Annotated in this window: 14 protein-coding genes and 2 pseudogenes; 7 read left to right on the forward strand and 9 right to left on the reverse strand. The window is 70.9% G+C overall.

What is annotated here, in order from left to right:
• Positions 1-3: 3 nt before the first annotated feature.
• The 3 genes from ssuE to ACZ7GZ_RS07845 form a co-directional block, all read right to left on the reverse strand.
• Positions 4-558 carry an NADPH-dependent FMN reductase gene (gene ssuE / locus ACZ7GZ_RS07835; protein ID WP_471021904.1) on the reverse strand — a complete coding sequence of 185 codons (555 nt, stop codon included), beginning with the start codon at positions 556-558 and terminating at the stop codon, positions 4-6.
• Positions 559-599: 41 nt separating this feature from the next.
• On the reverse strand, positions 600-1,721 hold the full coding sequence (sfnG, locus tag ACZ7GZ_RS07840; protein WP_471021905.1) for a dimethylsulfone monooxygenase SfnG: 1,122 nt from the start codon (positions 1,719-1,721) through the stop codon (positions 600-602).
• A 128-nt stretch (positions 1,722-1,849) separates the two neighbouring features.
• Positions 1,850-1,933, reverse strand: coding sequence for a putative leader peptide (locus ACZ7GZ_RS07845; RefSeq protein ID WP_356032329.1), 84 nt, complete (start codon positions 1,931-1,933; stop codon positions 1,850-1,852).
• Positions 1,934-2,121: 188 nt separating this feature from the next.
• Here ACZ7GZ_RS07845 and ACZ7GZ_RS07850 point away from each other — a divergent pair.
• Positions 2,122-2,651 (forward strand): annotated as a pseudogene (locus ACZ7GZ_RS07850) (LysR family transcriptional regulator).
• Between the two features lie 92 nt (positions 2,652-2,743).
• Entirely contained in the window at positions 2,744-3,181 is a 438-nt protein-coding gene (locus ACZ7GZ_RS07855; protein ID WP_471021907.1) for an SPW repeat protein, read from the forward strand.
• A 75-nt stretch (positions 3,182-3,256) separates the two neighbouring features.
• On the opposite strand, the pseudogene ACZ7GZ_RS07860 reads toward ACZ7GZ_RS07855, so the two are convergent.
• Both ACZ7GZ_RS07860 and ACZ7GZ_RS07865 read right to left on the reverse strand, forming a co-directional pair.
• A pseudogene (locus tag ACZ7GZ_RS07860) lies at positions 3,257-4,024 on the reverse strand (ArsR/SmtB family transcription factor).
• Positions 4,025-4,089: 65 nt separating this feature from the next.
• Positions 4,090-5,523 carry an APC family permease gene (locus ACZ7GZ_RS07865; RefSeq protein ID WP_471021908.1) on the reverse strand — a complete coding sequence of 478 codons (1,434 nt, stop codon included), beginning with the start codon at positions 5,521-5,523 and terminating at the stop codon, positions 4,090-4,092.
• Positions 5,524-5,641: 118 nt separating this feature from the next.
• On the opposite strand from ACZ7GZ_RS07865, the gene ACZ7GZ_RS07870 reads away from it, so the two are divergent.
• On the forward strand, positions 5,642-6,826 hold the full coding sequence (locus tag ACZ7GZ_RS07870; protein ID WP_471021909.1) for an ROK family transcriptional regulator: 1,185 nt from the start codon (positions 5,642-5,644) through the stop codon (positions 6,824-6,826).
• A 107-nt stretch (positions 6,827-6,933) separates the two neighbouring features.
• Positions 6,934-9,654, forward strand: a complete 2,721-nt coding sequence (locus ACZ7GZ_RS07875; RefSeq protein ID WP_471021910.1) for a glycoside hydrolase family 2 protein — start codon at positions 6,934-6,936, stop codon at positions 9,652-9,654.
• Positions 9,655-9,693: 39 nt separating this feature from the next.
• Here the strand turns inward: ACZ7GZ_RS07875 and ACZ7GZ_RS07880 are convergent, their stop codons facing one another.
• Complete coding sequence (locus tag ACZ7GZ_RS07880; RefSeq protein ID WP_471021912.1) at positions 9,694-11,145, reverse strand: hydrolase; 1,452 nt, start codon at positions 11,143-11,145, stop codon at positions 9,694-9,696.
• A 212-nt stretch (positions 11,146-11,357) separates the two neighbouring features.
• Between ACZ7GZ_RS07880 and ACZ7GZ_RS07885 the strand changes: the two genes are divergently transcribed.
• The gene (locus ACZ7GZ_RS07885; RefSeq protein ID WP_471021914.1) at positions 11,358-11,621 is read left to right on the forward strand and encodes a GlsB/YeaQ/YmgE family stress response membrane protein; all 264 of its coding nucleotides are present in this window, start codon (positions 11,358-11,360) and stop codon (positions 11,619-11,621) included.
• 8 nt (positions 11,622-11,629) lie between these two features.
• Here ACZ7GZ_RS07885 and ACZ7GZ_RS07890 read toward each other — a convergent pair whose 3' ends face one another.
• Positions 11,630-12,406 carry a GNAT family N-acetyltransferase gene (locus ACZ7GZ_RS07890; protein ID WP_471021916.1) on the reverse strand — a complete coding sequence of 259 codons (777 nt, stop codon included), beginning with the start codon at positions 12,404-12,406 and terminating at the stop codon, positions 11,630-11,632.
• Between the two features lie 40 nt (positions 12,407-12,446).
• Positions 12,447-12,818 (reverse strand): MerR family transcriptional regulator, encoded by a 372-nt coding sequence (locus tag ACZ7GZ_RS07895; RefSeq protein WP_471021918.1) that lies wholly within the window; start codon positions 12,816-12,818, stop codon positions 12,447-12,449.
• 59 nt (positions 12,819-12,877) lie between these two features.
• Here ACZ7GZ_RS07895 and ACZ7GZ_RS07900 point away from each other — a divergent pair, with 59 nt between their 5' ends.
• Positions 12,878-14,110 (forward strand): MFS transporter, encoded by a 1,233-nt coding sequence (locus ACZ7GZ_RS07900; protein WP_471021919.1) that lies wholly within the window; start codon positions 12,878-12,880, stop codon positions 14,108-14,110.
• Between the two features lie 128 nt (positions 14,111-14,238).
• Here the strand turns inward: ACZ7GZ_RS07900 and ACZ7GZ_RS07905 are convergent, their stop codons facing one another.
• Positions 14,239-15,093 (reverse strand): GNAT family N-acetyltransferase, encoded by an 855-nt coding sequence (locus tag ACZ7GZ_RS07905; RefSeq protein ID WP_471021920.1) that lies wholly within the window; start codon positions 15,091-15,093, stop codon positions 14,239-14,241.
• A gap of 139 nt (positions 15,094-15,232) precedes the next feature.
• On the opposite strand from ACZ7GZ_RS07905, the gene ACZ7GZ_RS07910 reads away from it, so the two are divergent.
• Entirely contained in the window at positions 15,233-16,195 is a 963-nt protein-coding gene (locus ACZ7GZ_RS07910) for an SDR family NAD(P)-dependent oxidoreductase (RefSeq protein ID WP_471021922.1), read from the forward strand.
• Positions 16,196-16,377: the final 182 nt, after the last annotated feature.

The following is a 16,377-nucleotide window of genomic DNA, read 5'->3' on the forward strand; positions in this document are numbered from 1 at the left end:
CGGTCAGCTCGCCGCCACCAGCACCGGGGCGCGGTCGAGGACGGCGGAGAACTGGTCCACCACGTGGCCCAGCGCCTCGGCGGTGGCCGCGGCGACGGTCAGTGAGCCGTCCTCCCGTACGGTGATGTCCTTGTCGAGGGTGAACCAGCCCTGGACGACATGGGCGGCGCCCATGGAGTGCAGCACCGGACGCAGTGCGTAGTCGATGGCGAGGACATGCGCGGTCGAGCCTCCGGTGGCGAGCGGCAGCACGGTCTTGCCGGTGAGCGCGTACTGCGGGAGCAGATCCAGCAGCGCCTTCAGGACACCGGAGTACGACGCCTTGTAGATGGGTGTGCCGATCAGGACGCCGTCGGCACGGGCGAACAGCTCGGCGGCCTCGGCGATCGCGGGATGCCGGACGTCCGCCCCGAGCAGGGCCTCGCCGGGGATGGTGCGGACGTCGAGCGGAATCACCTCGTGTCCCTGGGCGATCAGCCGCTGGTCCAGGTGGCGCAGCAGGCGGCCCGTGCGGGAGGAGGCGGAGGGGCTGCCGGAGACGGACAGGACGGTGGCCATGGGTACCTCTTTTTCTGCGGTGCGGTGCGGAACGGGGTCGGTCAGATGCTCGCGGGCACGGACTCCGGGTCGCCGTCGGGCAGTTGGGCCTCCAGCTCCCGTACGAGCGGCAGCACCCGCTTGCCGAAGTACTCGACCTCCTCGTGGTAGTGCAGGAAGCCGAGCAGGAAGAGATCGACGCCGAGCTTCTTGTAGGCGACGATGCGCTCCGCGATCTGCTCCGGGGTGCCGATGAGCCCGGTGCGGAAGCCGTCGTTGTACTGCACCAGGTCCTCGAAGGCGGAGTCCTGCCACATGCCCTTCCTGTCGGCCGTGGACTGACCCGCCTGCCGCACGGCGGCACCGAAGCCCTCGACCGCCTCGGTGTCGGCCTTCGCGACGATCTCGCGGAGGGTCTCGCGGGCCTCGGCCTCGGTGTCGCGGGCGATGAGGAAACCGTTGAGGCCGAACCCCGGTGCCTTGCGGCCGGCTTGGGCGGCAAAGACGCGGACGTCCTCGACCTGGTCGACGACCCCGTCGAAGTCCTTGCCGTTGGAGAAGTACCAGTCGGAGACCCGGCCCGCCATCCGCCGGGCGGCCGTGGAGTTGCCGCCCTGGAAGATCTCCGGGTGCGGGCGTTCGGGGGTGTTGAGGGGCTTGGGCTTGAGGGTGAAGTCACGCAACCGGTAGAAGTCACCGGCGAGTTCGGCGTGGTCCTCGGTCCAGATCTTCCGCAGGGCGGTGATGAACTCCTCCGAGCGACGGTAGCGCTCGTCGTGCTCCAGCCAGGGCTCGCCGAGCGCGGTGAACTCGCCCTTGAACCAGCCGGACACGACGTTCACGGCGAAGCGGCCGGCCGACAAGTGGTCGGCGGTGGCGCCCAGTTTGGCGAGGACACCGGGGTGCCACAGTCCGGGGTGGACGGCGGCGATGACCTTCAGGCGCTCGGTGGCCAGCAGCAGGGCCAGGCTGAAGCCGGTCGACTCGTGCTGGTACTCGGCGCCGTAGCTGGCCGTGTAGCGGACCTGGCTGAGGGCGTACTCGAACCCGTTGTTCTCGGCGAGTACGGCGAGTTCGCGGTTGTAGTCGTAACCCCAGTCGGTGCGCTGTTCGATCGTGCTGGTGACGAGTCCCCCGCTGACATTGGGGACCCAGTAGGCGAATTTCACGGGCGCTGCGGGCATGCGGAACTCCTGGTGCGGAATTGCTCGGTGACGTTTTCCGGGCATGCCGAATTCCACGGAACGAAGAGGGAATTCAGGGGGTACCGGAGTGGAGCGGAGAGCGGCGGATCGGCGGAGGAGTCGGGCGATCAGGCCGCGGCGCAACAGGAGGCGCTGGAAACGCGCGCGAGGTCGACATGGCGTCGCCGCGTAAGGTCCAGTCGCATCGTCATGCCGACGATCGTGGCAGCCGCCGGGGAGGACCGTCAAGGAAAACCCGACCGGTCTCGTATCCCGGACCATTGAATTTCACGAAGGTGTGACGGGAAAACTCTTGAACCGGGTCCTTGGCGCCCCGCATTCTGCGCCGGTGCGGACCGAACAGCTGGAATACACAGCGGCCGTGACCCGGCTCGGCTAACTGCGCCGGGCGGCTGACGAACTGCGTCCCAGCCGGCGTTGAGTGAGACGGTACGCAACCTGGAGCGGGAACTCGGGGTCGATCTGCTGGAGCGTAAGCGGTCGGGCGCCACGTGGAGATCCGGCGCGGCCTCGTGGAGGGCGGTTTCGATCTGGGGCTGGTCAACCACCTCGACGGCGACGAGGTGCCCGCGGGCATGGAGTGCACGCAGCTGCTGAGCGGCCGGCCGGTGGTGTGTGTGCCCGGACAGCCCCACCGGCCTCACTTCCCGCGGTCGGTGCCGAGGACCTGCCCGGCGTGCCGCTGATCGCGATGCGCGCCGGATACGTGACGCACCGGTACGTACACCGGCCGAGGGGCTGGGGGCGGCCGTGCTGCCGGACCTCAGCGTCGCCGGGGATCCGCTGGAGCGGTCCGGCACGATCACCTGCCGGCCGATCGCCCACGACACCACCCGGGTGCTGCTCATGCTGCAGCGCCGCCACGCGGAGTCGGTGCTCACCCGCTCACCCTCACGGGTCTACACATAAAGAATAAATAAGAGCAAACTGGGAACATGCGGTGGTATCCGCACACCGCACCAGACGCGGTCTGGCCTGCAAAGTCAAAAAGGAGACGAGTCATGGCCAACGTCTCGCACAGGGGTGATATGACGACCCACCCCGATGTCTCCGAAATGCGGGCACGCTACGCCCGCATGCTCGGCGGTCGTGATGTGGCGCTCGTGGACGGGCCGGTCTTCCTGGTCGGCCTGTACTGCGCGGCATCTCCGTGGATAGTGCACTACACGGCGAGCCAGCCCGCCCTCATGACGCACAACCTGATCCTGGGTATCGCCATAGGGCTGCTGGCACTGGGATTCACCCGGGCTCCCGAGCGGATGTACGGCCTCAGCTGGGCCATGTGCGCCATGGGCATCTGGATGATCATCGCCCCGTGGATCGTGGGCAGCGGCCCGGACGCGGGCGTGATCATCAACAACATCGTCATCGGCGCACTGGCACTCGCGCTCGGACTCGTCTGTGCCGGCACGGCGGCCAGGAGCACGCCCAGGCCGTAACCAGAGACGCGAGGAAAGGAAGACACACAGGAGGCAGGCCGGTCCGCGCGGGCGGACCGGCCTCCCGGCGCCCGCTCAGCGTCCCGGCACCAGCCAGGGCTCCTGCGGCAGCGTGCGGCCGGTCTCCAGCAGCGACTTGAGGTTGGACAGCACGGCCGGCCAGCCGGACGCGACGTCCGAACGCTCGCCCTCGTCGTTGAGGTCCTCGTGGACCACGGTCAGCCGCACGATGTCCTCGTACGGGCTGATCTCGAAGGTGACGCGGGAGTGCCGGTCCGCCCGGTTCTCCTGGTCGGGCGCGGCCCAGGTGGTGACCAGCCGGACCGGCGGTTCGCTCTCCACCACCCGGCCGACCACGTCGGCGGTTCCGGAACCGTCGGTGCGTACGTGCGCCCAGCGGGAGCCCGGTCGCCAGTCGGACTCGTTGCGATGACCCCAGTAGGCGGCCGTCAGGTCGGCGTCGGTGAGCGCCTCCCAGACCTTCCCGGGCGTGCTCGCGATGTAGGTGACGTACACGAAACCCGGCTTGTCGGTCATGGCTTACTCGGCTCGTCGCTTCAGGGCTCCGAGCGCGCCCAGGCGCGGGCGCTCGAACTTGTCGATCCACCGCTCCTGGATCTCCTGGAGCGGCACGGGGTTGAGGTAGTGCAGCTTCTCCCGCCCCCGCCGCACCGCGCTGATCAGGTGGGCGGCCTCCAGGACGGCCAGATGCTGGGTGACCGACTGGCGCGTCATGGCGATGCGCTCGCACAGTTCGCCCAGCGTCTGGCCGTTGTTCTCGTGGAGCCGGTCCGGCAGGCGCCGGCGCGTGTCGTCGGCCAGCGCCTTGAAGGCCCTGTCCAACCCGGTGTCGTCCTCTGATCGCACACCGAAGACTGCCGCGTCACCAACCTCTCCGGACAACACAGCTAGCTCATCTCAAGGACCTTGTACTCCTCGCTGATCTCCCTTGCGCCGAACGGCCACACCCTCTCGAGCCGCGCCCAGACGACGAAGGCCACACAGCCGAGGGCCAGCCAGGCCAGGGACCACTCGATGGGGTGGCGGCCCGGGGAGTTCTTGTCGGCATAGCCGTAGATCACGCACCAGCCGGCGAAGGCGAGGATGCTCGGCAGGGGGTAGAGCCACATCCGGTACGGGCGGCGCAGGTCCGGCCGCCGTCGGCGCAGCACGGTCAGCGCCACGATCTGGGCGAGCGCCTGGACGATGACCATCACCGTGGTCAGCAGCTGGATCAGGGTGGCGAGGTCGGTGTGACGGCCGATCAGGAAGCCGACGGCGGTGATCACACCCATGGTCGCCAGACCCAGCACCGGGAAGCGGTGCCGCGGGTGCAGCTTCTCGTACGGCCGGAAGAAGACGCGGTCGCGGGCGGCGTCGTAGGGCACCCGGGAACCGCCGAGCAGGCCGGTGAAGACCGAGGCGAAGGCCGTGATCAGAATCAGCACGGTGACCGTGTCGGCGGCGCCCTCGCCCCAGGTCTTCTCCAGCACCGCGGAGGCGACCGAGGTGGAGGCGATGTCGTGCGGGTCGGCCATCCGGGACCAGTCGACGACGCCGAGGGTGCCGATCTGCAGCAGCAGGTAGATCGCCATGATGCCGAGGATGGAGAACAGGATCGAGCGCGGGAGCGTACGGCCGGGGTCCTTGATCTCGGCGCCCATGTACGCGGTGGTGTTGTAGCCGAGGTAGTCGTAGATGCCGATGGTCAGCCCCGCGGCGAAGCCGAGCCAGAAGTGGTCGCTCGTCAGGTCGAAGGCGCCCGACGGGTAGGTGAAGGCCAGGTGGGGACTGAAGTCGGTGGCCGCGGCGGCGATCACCAGGAGCACCGAGGCGATCATCACGGTCCACATCACGGTGGTGATCCGGGCGATGTGCTCGATGCCGCGCCAGAGCAGGAGCACGACCAGGGCGATGACGCCGAGGCCGACCAGGTCGCCCGCCGTCTGTCCGAGACCGGGGGCCAGATAGCCCAGGTACTGCACGAAACCGACCACGCCCGTGGACATGATCAGCGGGATGAAGAGCATCGCCGTCCACACGAACAGGAACGGCATCAGCCGGCCCGTGCGGTACTGGAAGGCCTGGCGCAGATAGACGTAACTGCCGCCGGAGCCGGGCATCGCGGCGCCCAGCTCGGCCCAGACCAGGCCGTCGCACAGCGCGAGGACGGCACCCGCGACAAACCCGATGACCGCCTGCGGGCCGCCGAAGGCGGTGACCATCAGCGGGATCGTGACGAACGGGCCGATGCCGCACATCTGGCTCATGTTGATGGCCGTGGCCTGGAACAGGCCGACACGGCGGACGAAGCCACCCGCGGGTGGCGGACTACCGGACATGGGGACTCCTGACGCCACGGGCGGCCTCGACGGCACCCGGCGGGCTGACTGGCCGATAAAGTTAAGGAGCCTTACTAGGGGCGTCAAGTATGCGCCGGGAATACCTGAGAATGGTCCGATGACCGCCAGCGACGTCGAAGAGCAGCAGGAACAGCCCTGGAGCCGCCGGCGGCTGCGCAGCGCCAACGAGCGGCTGCTGCTGGACCGGCTGCGCACCCTCGGCGCCGCCTCGCGCGCCCAGCTCGCCCGCGAGACCGGCCTGTCGAAGCCGACGGTCTCCAGCGCGCTGGCCTCCCTGGAGTCGGCCGGCCTGGTGCACGAGGTCGGGACGCACGCCCCGGAGCGCGGACGCACCGCCGTGCTCTACGCCCCCGACCCGGCCGCCGGATACGCGCTCGGCGTGGACATCGGCCGGGGCTGGCTGCGGGTGGCGGTGGCCGACCTGGACGGCACGGTCGTCGCCCGGTCCGACGTACGCAACCGGGCCCGCGCCTCCGCCGCCCTCGCCGACCTGGTCGTGGGCACCGCCCGCCAGGTGATCGCGAATTCGGGCGTGGACCCGGCCGGGGTGGTGCACGGCGTGGTCGGCACGCCCGGCGTCTACGACGCTAAGCAGCGGCGGGTGCGGTACGCGATGCATCTGCCCGGCTGGGGCCGCGCGGGGCTCGTCGACCGGATGCGCGGGGAACTGGGCGTGCCGCTGGAGGTGCACAACGACGCCAATCTCGCCGCGCTCGGCGAGTACGCGTACGGCGTCGGCAGGGGCAGCCGGCTGTTCGCGTACATCCTGATCGGCACCGGACTCGGCATGGGTGTCGTCAGCGACGGGCGGCTGTTCACGGGGGCGCACGGACTGGCCGGCGAGATCGGCTTCCTGCCCTGGCCGGGCCGGCAGAAGCCGGAGCGACTGGAGGACGCGGTGTCCGGGGTGGCCGTGGTGGAGGCCGCCCGGGAGTTCGGGATGAGCGGGCAGCTCACGGCGAAGGCGGTCTTCGACGCGGCCCGGCAGGGTCACCCGGCCGCCGCACGGGCGGTGGAGCTGGAGGGCGAGCGGATCGCGTACACCGTGGCGGCGGCCGCCGCCGTGCTCGACCCGGATCTGGTCGTGCTCGGCGGCGGCGTCGGCCACAGCATCGACCTGCTGCTGCGCCCGGTCCAGGAGCGGGTGCGCGCCCTCACCCCGCTGCGCCCGCGGATCGCGCCGAGCCGGCTCGGCGAGGACGCGGTGCTGCTCGGCGCGGTCGCCACGGCGTTGGACACGGCCCGCGACCTGGTGTTCGAGCACAGGGCGGCCGGAAACTGACGGGTCGAACAATGCGCGGGCCGACGGTCATTGACACGGCCCGCACGGCGCCCTAGCTTGAACCGAGTTAGTAAAGTTTCCTAACTTTACAAGGCCGGAGCTCTGCCATGTACTCTCGCCCCGCCCCCGGACGCCGATGCGCCGTCACCGCGCTGGTCCTCGGCCTGCTCGGCTCCCTGACCAGCGGCGCGTGGGCCGGCTCCCGGCATCAGCCGGCGCCGCACGGTCCCGTCCCGGCCACCCGCGTCCCGTCGGCGGCCGGCACCGGAACCCCCCTCCAGGGATACGCCATCCAGTCCGCGGCGAAGGTGAGCGACGCGCCGGCGGTCGTCTCCTCCCCCGGCTATCCGGCCAGGAACTGGTTCCCGGCGGGCCCCCGCTCGACGGTCCTGGCCGCGCTGCTCGCCGACGGCGTGTACGCCGACCCGTTCTACTCCACCAACCAGCAGAAGATCCCGAAGGCGGACTTCCAGGTCCCCTGGTGGTACCGCTCCGACTTCACGGTCGAGGACACCGCGCGGCGCACCTTCCTCGACTTCAGCGGGGTGATCTCGGCGGCCGACGTCTATGTCAACGGCCACCAGGCGGCAAAGGCCGCGGACGTCACCGGCGTCTACCCCCGGCACGAGCTGGACATCACCCCGCTGGTCCGGTCCGGCACCAACACGGTCGCCTTCCGTGTCCAGCCCAACGACCCGAAAAAGGACCTCACCACGGGCTGGATCGACTGGCTCCAGCCGCCGGCCGACCGGAACATGGGGATCGTCCGGGACGTCGTGGTACGCAGGGGCGGCCCGGTGGCGTTGCGCGACGCGCACGTCGTCACCGAACTGGCCGTGCCGTCGCTCGCCTCCGCCGACCTGACCGTGAAGGCGCAGGCCCGCAACGACACCGGCGCCGCGGTCACCGCCGAGATCACCGGACGCATCGGCGCCACGACGTTCACCCGGCAGGTCCCGCTCGCCGCCCACGAGACGAAGACCGTCGTCTTCTCCCCCGCCGACGTCCCGGGCCTGCGCCTCACCTCGCCGAAGGTGTGGTGGCCGGCCGGGATGGGCGGGCAGCCGCTGTACGACCTCGACGTCACCGCGTCCGTCGCCGGTACGACCTCGGACACCGCGCACGAGACCTTCGGCATCCGTGACGTCCAGGCGCCCCTGAACGCCGACGGCGCACGCCGGTACCGGATCAACGGCCGCAGGCTGCTGGTCAAGGGCGGCGGCTGGTCGCCGGACGAGTTCCTGCGCTGGGACCGCACCTATGTCGAGGACCGGCTGAAGTACGCCCTCGACCTGGGCCTGAACACGATCCGTCTGGAAGGGCACCTGGAGCCGGACGAGTTCTTCGACCTGGCCGACCGCTACGGCGTCCTCACCCTTCCCGGCTGGGAGTGCTGCGACAAGTGGGAGGGCCAGGTCAACGGCGGCGAGACCGGCGACAAGTGGACCGACGCCGACTACCCCGTGGCGAAGGCGTCCATGGCCGCCGAGGCCGCCCGGCTGCGCGGCCACCCGAGCGTGATCTCCTTCCTGATCGGCAGCGACTTCGCACCGGACGCGAAGATCGAGAAGACCTACCTGGACGCCCTGAAGGCCGCCGACTGGCCCCTTCCGGTGGTCTCCGCCGCCTCGGAGAAGCCCTCGCCCCAACTCGGTGCCTCGGGCATGAAGATGACGGGGCCGTACGACTGGGTGCCACCCGGCTACTGGTACGCCAAGCGCGAGGGCGGGGCCACCGGCTTCAACTCCGAGACCAGCGCGGGACCGAGCATCCCCACCCTCGACACCCTGCGCCGCATGATGACCCCCGCCGAACTGGACACCCTCTGGAAGGACCCGGACGCCAAGCAGTACCACCGCTCGCCGTCCCCGGTCTTCGGCACGCTCAAGATCTACGACGCCGCCCTCACCGGCCGCTACGGCGCTCCCACCAGCCTCGCCGACTATGTGGGCAAGGCCCAGCTGGCCCAGTACGAGAACGTCCGCGCCCAGTTCGAGGCGTACGACCGCAACGCCACGGACTCCGCCAAGCCCTCGACCGGCGTCATCCACTGGATGTTCAACAGCGGCTGGACCTCCCTGCACTGGCAGCTCACGGATCGCTACCTGGACCAGGGCGGAGCCTACTTCGGGGCGAAGAAGGCGAACGAGCCGCTGCACGTCCAGTACTCCTACGACGACCGCTCGGTCGTCGTCGTCAACCACCGGCACGCCGCGGCGACCGGACTCACCGTACGGGCCACACTCTTCGACCCCGACGGCACGCGGAGGTACGACAAGACCGTCAGCGGACTGGGCGTCAACGGCGACGGGGCGCACAGCACCGCGCTCACCCTGCCGTCCTCGGTGAGCGGACTGCCGCCGACGTATCTGCTCCGGCTGGTTCTGACGGGCGCGGACGGCAAGGAGGTGAGCCGGAACGTGTACTGGCTCTCCACCCGGCCCGACACCCTCGACTGGAACGGCACCACCTGGTACTACACGCCGACGACGAGCTACGCCGATCTGAAGGGGCTCGCCTCGATGGCGCGGGTGCCGGTGTCGGCGACGGCGGCCACCGAGTCGTCGGAGGGCACCTCGACCACGACGGTCACCCTCCGGAACACGGGCAGCGGGACGGCCCCGGCGCTGCTGACGGACGTCCACCTCGTGGACGGGCAGGGCACGCCGGTGCTGCCGGTGCGCTGGTCGGACAACGAGGTGAGCCTGTGGCCGGGCGAGTCGGTGACGCTGACGGCCACCTACCGGACGGCCGATCTGCACGGCTCGGCGCCGGGTGTGCGGGTCTCCGGCTGGAACACTCCGCAGACCACCGTGCCGGCGGCATGACCGAGGGGGGTGGGCCCGGACGGCCCACCCCCGCGTGGTTCAGCTCACGTTGAGCGCGGTGTCGTCGATCACGAACGACGTCTGGAGGGTGGACCCCTCGGTGCCGGTGAACTTGATCGTGACCGTCTGGCCCGCGTAGCCCGCGAGGTTGAAGCTGCGCTGGGTGTATCCGCTCGCCGCGTTCAGGTTCGAGTAGGTCGCAAGCGTGGACAGCACCGTTCCGCTGCTGTTGACCACCTGTGCCTTGAGCGTGTCGTACGCCGTCGAGGTGGTCGTCTCCGCCGTGTCGACGTGCAGGTAGAAGGAGAGAGTCGCGCTCGTGCAGGCGGCCGGGACGGTCACCGGCTGGGAGAGCGTGTCGGTGTGGGCGGAACCGTATCCGTTCAGCCAGGCCTTGTAGGAGCCGGTGCGGGCCGCCTCGCCGGTGTCGCTGTTGATGACACCGCTGGAGGCGGTCCAGGAGGTGGCACCGGACTCGAAGCCCGGGTTGACCAGCAGCTGGGCGGCGGTGCAGCTGCCTGTACCGCCGCCTCCGCTGCCGCCGCCGGTGCCCGAACCGGCCAGCCAGGCGGTGGCGTTGAGGGCGAGAGCCGCGTTGGTGGCGCCGGAGTCGTTCCAGCCGTCGTACAGGGTGTTGCCGGACTGTCCGGTGCCGTCGTCGATCGGGGAGCTGTCGCCCCAGAAGGCGACCCGGCCGCTGCCGAAGGTGCTGGTGAGGAAGAAGGCCCCGGTGTTGCCGGAGTAGCCGCTGCGGTAGAGCAGGCTCTTGACGGAGGAGTTGTCGGCGGGCTTGAGGGTGGCGGTGGTGCCGTTGGCGATCAGACTCTTGGTGACGGTGCCGAACGAGCCGTGCAGGACCGGGTCGGTGCTGTCGCTGATCGCCGCCGGGTAGCCGGAGGTGATGTTCAGCGAGTCGATCGAGAAGCCGAACGGGTCGGTGGAGTCGACGCTGTTGTTCGTCATCAGGTCGTTGAGGATCTCGACCGCGTCCTGGCCGTCGTTGTTGCGGTCGGCCCCGGTGTGGTCGGAGATCATGAACAGACCGCCGCCGTTCTTGACGAAGTTCATGATCGCCGTCTTCTCGGCGCTCGTGAACAGCGTGTTCGGCTCCGGAAGCACCAGCGTGTCGAAGTTCGACAGGTCGGTCGAGGACGAGCCGCCATAGCTGAGGCTGGATCCGGACGGCAGCGTCTTCAGGCTGTAGCCACCGGTCTTCTGCAGCGCCACGCCCCAGGAGGACAGGGCGCCGGTCCAGTCCGTCTCGGCCGACGGGGAGGAGTCCTGGCCGAGCGGGTCGGGCTGACTTGTGGAGATGATCCAGTCGGCGTTTCCGGCCGTCTCGGCGTGGGCGTTGTCGAACAGGATGCGGTGCGTGGTCGCCGCGTGGGCGGCGGTCCCGCTGCCTGCCTGGACCGCGGCCCCGGTGAGCAGCAGCCCGAATCCGGCCAGGGCGGTGGTGAGTCTGTGGCGGGATCTCCTGGATCGAAGCATCCGGCGAACCTCCATGAGGGGTGGGGAGAGGCGGTGCGGGCGCCAAGTCTGCGCGCGTAGAGCCCGCTTGAGGGTTCTACACGCGTCGATTAGTTGAAAGGTACATGGCATGAAGGCCGGGTGAACAGAAAGTCCCGGCAATAAGCGCAGCGGACTGCCTTCGCCCACAGCGGGCAGATGATGAGCGGGAAGCACGATGCAAAGGGGTGGACATGGAGATCTCGGGCATCATCAGTGCCATAGTCATCGGTCTCGTCATCGGGGTGCTGGGACGCCTGGTCGTCCCCGGCCGCCAGCACATCGGCATGCTGTGGACCATCGTCGTCGGCATCGTGGCCGCGCTGCTGGGCTCGGCCATAGCCGCCGGGTTCGGGGTCGCGAACACCAAGGGGCCGGACTGGATCGAGTGGTTCCTCCAGATCGCCCTGGCCGCGGTGGGTGTCGCCGCGCTGGACCGGGCCCGCGTACGGCACTGACGCCGGCTTCAACTCCCGTACAGGTAGGGAGTCGTGGTGCTCAGTGCGTGGAAGCCGAGGCGCTCGAGGATCGGGCGGCTCATGGGTGAGGCGTCGACCTGGAGGTAGCGGTAGCCGTGGGCGGCGGCGACGCGGGCACGGTGGGCGACCAGGGCGCGGTAGACGCCCCGGCCCCGGAAGGCCTCGACGGTGCCGCCGCCCCACAGCCCGGCGAACCGGGTGCCGGGCACCAGCTCCATCCGGGCGGCGCTGACGGGTTCGTCCCCGGCGAGGGCGACCACGGCGACGACCGTGCCGGGGTCGGCGGCCAGGCGGGCGAGCAGCCGGTGCCGCAGCCGGGTGCCGTCGGCGCCGAACGCCTTCTCGTGGACGCCCACGACGAGGTCGACGCCGGCCGGGTCGGTGACCCGCACGAGACGGATGCCCGCCGGCGGTTCGGCGTCCAGGGCGAGCCGGTCGGTCTCGCCGATCAGCAGCGTCTCCTCGGGCTCGGCCCGGAATCCGGCTGCGGTGAGCCGGGCGCCGAGATCCTCCGGCCGGTCGTGGCCGTACAGCTTCCACTCGAAGTCGCGGCCGAGACCCGTGAAGTGGGCGATCTGGTCCTGGATCACCCGGTCCGCGCCCGCCGCGTCCAGGTCGGACCAGAGCACGCCGTTCCAGCCGTGCGCGTCCGCGACCTGGCGCACGACCGCGCCGGCCCGTTCGGTCCGGGCACCGGGGCCGTCGGGGGGCGCGTTCTCGCGCATGTCACGGTCGTAGCGGGCGAGCACCGCCGAGTGGTCCATGGACCCAGCTCAGCAGGAGCGCTCCGGCCGGGCAACGGGATTACCGCGTGTCCGGCCGTACGGCGGCCAGGTAGGCGCCGAGCCGGTCGCGGTTGCGGGCCAGGCAGTCGATGCGGGACTGGATGCGCTCGATGTGCCCCTGGAGCAGGGCGGCCGTCTCGGGGGTCACGCACTCGGCGGGCGGGTGGAGGTCGCCGGGCCCGGAGAGGTACGGCAGGATCGCGCGGATCATCTCGGTGGTCAGGCCGGAGTCCAGCAGGCCGCGGATCTGCTGGACGTCGGCGACCGCGGAGTCGGGGTAGCTGCGGTAGCCGTTGTCGGCGCGTTCGGGGTGGAGGAGATCCTGTTCCTCGTAGTAGCGCAGCAGGCGGGTGGCGACACCCGTGCGACGGGACAGTTCACCGATCCGCATGCTTGCCTCCGGGTCCGCGCTTGACCTTCACACTGGTGTCAGGCTCCGACCATGGTCGCATGATCTTGTCCTCCACGTCTTCCCAGGTCAAGGGCGGCCCGCTGCCCTGGCCGGGGCTGCTCGCCCTGTCCTGCGCGGCGTTCACCGCCGTCCTCACAGAACTCCTCCCGGCCGGCCTGCTGCCCGCGATGGCGCCCCCGCTGGGGGTCGCCGAGTCCCGGATCGGCTTCCTCGTCACCGCCTACGCGGCGGCCTCCTTCCTGGCCGCGGTCCCGGTCACCGCGGCCCTGCGCGGGCTGCCGCGACGGCCGGTGCTGTGCGGCGCCCTGCTGGGCTTCGCCGTCAGCAACGCACTGGTGGCGCTGTCGTCGTCGTACCCGCTCACCTTCGCGGCGCGGCTGCTGGCCGGCGCGATGGGCGGCACACTGTGGGCGATGCTGGCCGGTTACGCGGCCCGGATGGTGCCGGCCGATCGGCGTGGGCGGGCCATCGCGATCGTGCTCGCCGGTATCACCCTGGCCCTGTCGCTCGGGGTGCCCGCCGGTACCGCGCTGGCCGGTGCGATGGGCTGGCGGGCGGCCTTCGGGACACTGGCCGCGCTCGCCGTCCTGCTCGCGGCCTGGATACGGCTCGGGGTGCCCGGTTTCCCCGGCGAACCCCCGCACGCGCGCGTGCCGCTCCTCCGCGTCGCCCTGCGCCCTGGGATCCGCCCGGTGCTCTCGGTGACCCTGTTCCTGCTGCTGGGGCACCAGGTGATGTACACCTACGTCGCCCCGTTCGCCCGGCATGCCGGGTACGGCCGTACGGGCCTGCTGCTGGCACTGTTCGGGACGGCCACGGTGGCCGGGATCTGGGTCACCGGAGTCCTGATCGACCGGCATCTGCGGGCGACGCTGCTCGCGGCGCTCGTGCTGTTCGCCGGGGTGCTGCTGGTGCTGGGCCTGGGTGCGCGGGCGCATGTGCTGCTGGTCGGGGCGGTGGCCCTGTGGGGTGCGGCCTTCGGCGGGGCGCCGACGCTGATCCAGACCGCACTGGTCGACGCCTCGGGTCCGGCCGAGGCCGATGTGGCGACCTCGTTGCAGACGACGGTGTACAACGCGGGTATCGCCGCCGGTTCGCTCGCCGGTGGCGTGGCCCTGGACGCGCTGGGCGCCGGAGCCCTGCCCTGGACCGCGCTGACGCCCGCGGTTCTCGCGCTGGCGACGGTCGCCGCGTGCCGGCGTCACGCCTTCCCGGCCCGGCGACACGTCGTCACCCCGAAGGCAGACGTGCCGGCCGAGCCGGTGCACTAGCGCTCCGCTCGCAGTGCCGTGATGTGCCGTCGTTCGTCCGCGGCGCCATCGTGGCTGGTCGCGCCCACGCGGCGGTGCCGCATATCAGACACAGCCCGGCGCCCCTTCGGGTGCAACGGCCCGGCCGGTCAGCCGAGTTCGAGCGTGGTAACGCCGAACACGCGGTCCTGGGCATGCGGGCGGACGGGCCCGGTGTACATGCGGGCGGTCTCGAACGAGGCCTGGAATCCGGCCTGTTCGGCGAGCGCGACGCCGGCCGCGTTCGGCTCGGGCACGTCGATGGCGACCTCGTGTCCGGCGGCGCCGGCGGTGAGGGCGGCGAAGAGGGCGCGGGCGTCGTCGGCGGTGTCCGCGAAGAGGGGTCCGATGCGCAGGGTGTCCCGGCCGGGGCGGAGCACGCCGTAGCCGGTGAGGCGTGCGCCGTCGTGACGGACGAAGGTCCGGTGGCCGGGGCCGGCGAGCCACTCGGCGAGGAAGCGCGGACGGTCGGCCGGGTAGCAGGCACGGTCGTAGGCGGTGATCGCCGCGAGGTCGCCGGGACCGGCCGGACGGACGCCCGCGGGGGTCTCACCCTGCGGGGCGGTGCCGCAGAACCGGATGGTGCGGTAGGCGAGTTCGAACCCGGACTGGCGGTAGTTGGCCTGCTGGGCGACGACGCCGTCCAGGCCGACGGTCCGGTCGCCGGCGTGGGCGAGGGCGGTCTTCCAGGTGGTGAGGCCGTGACCGTGGCCGCGCAGGTCGGGGCGGACGAGGTAGCAGCCCAGGAAGGCATAGTCCGCGCCGTAGTTCACGACGGAGATGGCCGAGACCGGCTCCCCGTCGATGCGGCCGAGGAAGAACCCTTCGGGGTCCTGCGCGAAGAACGCGGGCCCGTCGGACAGTCCGGGATTCCAGCCCTCCGCCGCCGCCCACCCGGCGATCACCGGCCAGTCGGCGAGGGTGGCCTGCGTGACGACGAGGTCGTGGGGGGCCGCAGAGGTCATCGATGCGCTCCATTTCCGTCGGGACCGGACTGCCGTACCGCATCCTTGCGGATCAACGGGTGGGCGCGCCACGGCAAGATCGGCCGTTGCGCGCGCCCGGCTTGACTTCGAGAGCACTCGAATTCGTAGCGTTCGGGACATGAGCACTGCACAGCACAAGATCGGATCCGGTTTCGGCGCCGCCAGCACCGCCGACGACGTCCTACGGGGCATCGACCTGACCGGACGGCTCGCCCTGGTCACGGGCGGTTACTCGGGCATCGGCCTGGAGACCACCCGCGCGCTCGTCAGGGCCGGCGCCCACGTGGTCGTGCCCGCCCGCCGCCCCGCCGTCGCCGAGCAGGCGCTGGCCGGCATCCCCGGCGTCGAACGGGACGAGCTGGACCTCGGCGACCTGGAGAGCGTGCGGGGCTTCGCCGAGCGGTTCCTCGCCTCCGGACGGACCATCGACATCGTGATCGACAGCGCCGGGATCATGGCATGCCCGGAGACCCGGGTGGGGCCCGGCTGGGAGGCCCAGTTCGCCACCAACCACCTCGGTCACTTCGCCCTCGTCAACCGTTTGTGGCCCGCGATCGCACCGGGCGGTGCCCGAGTCGTCTCCGTCTCCTCCCGTGGCCACCACTTCTCCGGCGTCCGCTGGGACGACCTCCACTGGCGGCGGAGGTACGACAAGTGGGAGGCCTACGGCCAGGCCAAGACCGCCAACGTCCTGTTCGCCGTTCAGCTCGACAAGCTCGGCCGGGACGCCGGCGTCCGCGCCTTCGCCCTGCACCCCGGCGGCATCATCACCCCGCTGCAACGGCACCTGCCCAAGGAGGAGATGATCGAGCGCGGGTGGATCGACGAGGACGGCAACGTGCTCGACCCCGAGGGCTTCAAGACCCCGCCGCAGGGTGCGGCCACCCAGGTGTGGGCGGCGACCTCCCCGCAGCTGGACGGGCTCGGTGGCGTCTATCTGGAGGACTGCGACATCGCCGAACTCGCCCCGGAGGGCGACGCGCGCGCCGGCGTCAGGGAGTGGGCGATCGATCCGGAGCAGGCGGCTCGGTTGTGGCAGCTGTCGGCGGAACTGACGGGCGTCGACGCTTTCGCCGCGTAGCACTCACCGCCGGTCGAGGGCCGCGGTCACCTCGCGGCGTGACGGAGGCGGCGCGCGGCACGTACGGCAGCCGCTGGTCCCGTCGGTCACCGAGAGCCCCTCGTCGCGGCCGTCGAGTGCGCCGCCGGGCGTCCGGGGCGCCCTGGCCCGCCAGGTCAGTTCGGTGGTCGTCGGCTCGGTCC

Source organism: Streptomyces sp. NPDC037288, from assembly GCF_055603265.1.

Coding starts and splice junctions, on each gene's coding strand:
- ssuE (WP_471021904.1), bottom strand. CDS start 558: ATGGCCACCGTCCTGTCCGTCTCCGGCAGCCCCTCCGCCTCCTCCCGC.
- sfnG (WP_471021905.1), bottom strand. CDS start 1,721: ATGCCCGCAGCGCCCGTGAAATTCGCCTACTGGGTCCCCAATGTCAGC.
- ACZ7GZ_RS07845 (WP_356032329.1), bottom strand. CDS start 1,933: ATGACGATGCGACTGGACCTTACGCGGCGACGCCATGTCGACCTCGCG.
- ACZ7GZ_RS07855 (WP_471021907.1), top strand. CDS start 2,744: ATGGCCAACGTCTCGCACAGGGGTGATATGACGACCCACCCCGATGTC.
- ACZ7GZ_RS07865 (WP_471021908.1), bottom strand. CDS start 5,523: ATGTCCGGTAGTCCGCCACCCGCGGGTGGCTTCGTCCGCCGTGTCGGC.
- ACZ7GZ_RS07870 (WP_471021909.1), top strand. CDS start 5,642: ATGACCGCCAGCGACGTCGAAGAGCAGCAGGAACAGCCCTGGAGCCGC.
- ACZ7GZ_RS07875 (WP_471021910.1), top strand. CDS start 6,934: ATGTACTCTCGCCCCGCCCCCGGACGCCGATGCGCCGTCACCGCGCTG.
- ACZ7GZ_RS07880 (WP_471021912.1), bottom strand. CDS start 11,145: ATGCTTCGATCCAGGAGATCCCGCCACAGACTCACCACCGCCCTGGCC.
- ACZ7GZ_RS07885 (WP_471021914.1), top strand. CDS start 11,358: ATGGAGATCTCGGGCATCATCAGTGCCATAGTCATCGGTCTCGTCATC.
- ACZ7GZ_RS07890 (WP_471021916.1), bottom strand. CDS start 12,406: ATGGACCACTCGGCGGTGCTCGCCCGCTACGACCGTGACATGCGCGAG.
- ACZ7GZ_RS07895 (WP_471021918.1), bottom strand. CDS start 12,818: ATGCGGATCGGTGAACTGTCCCGTCGCACGGGTGTCGCCACCCGCCTG.
- ACZ7GZ_RS07900 (WP_471021919.1), top strand. CDS start 12,878: ATGATCTTGTCCTCCACGTCTTCCCAGGTCAAGGGCGGCCCGCTGCCC.
- ACZ7GZ_RS07905 (WP_471021920.1), bottom strand. CDS start 15,093: ATGACCTCTGCGGCCCCCCACGACCTCGTCGTCACGCAGGCCACCCTC.
- ACZ7GZ_RS07910 (WP_471021922.1), top strand. CDS start 15,233: ATGAGCACTGCACAGCACAAGATCGGATCCGGTTTCGGCGCCGCCAGC.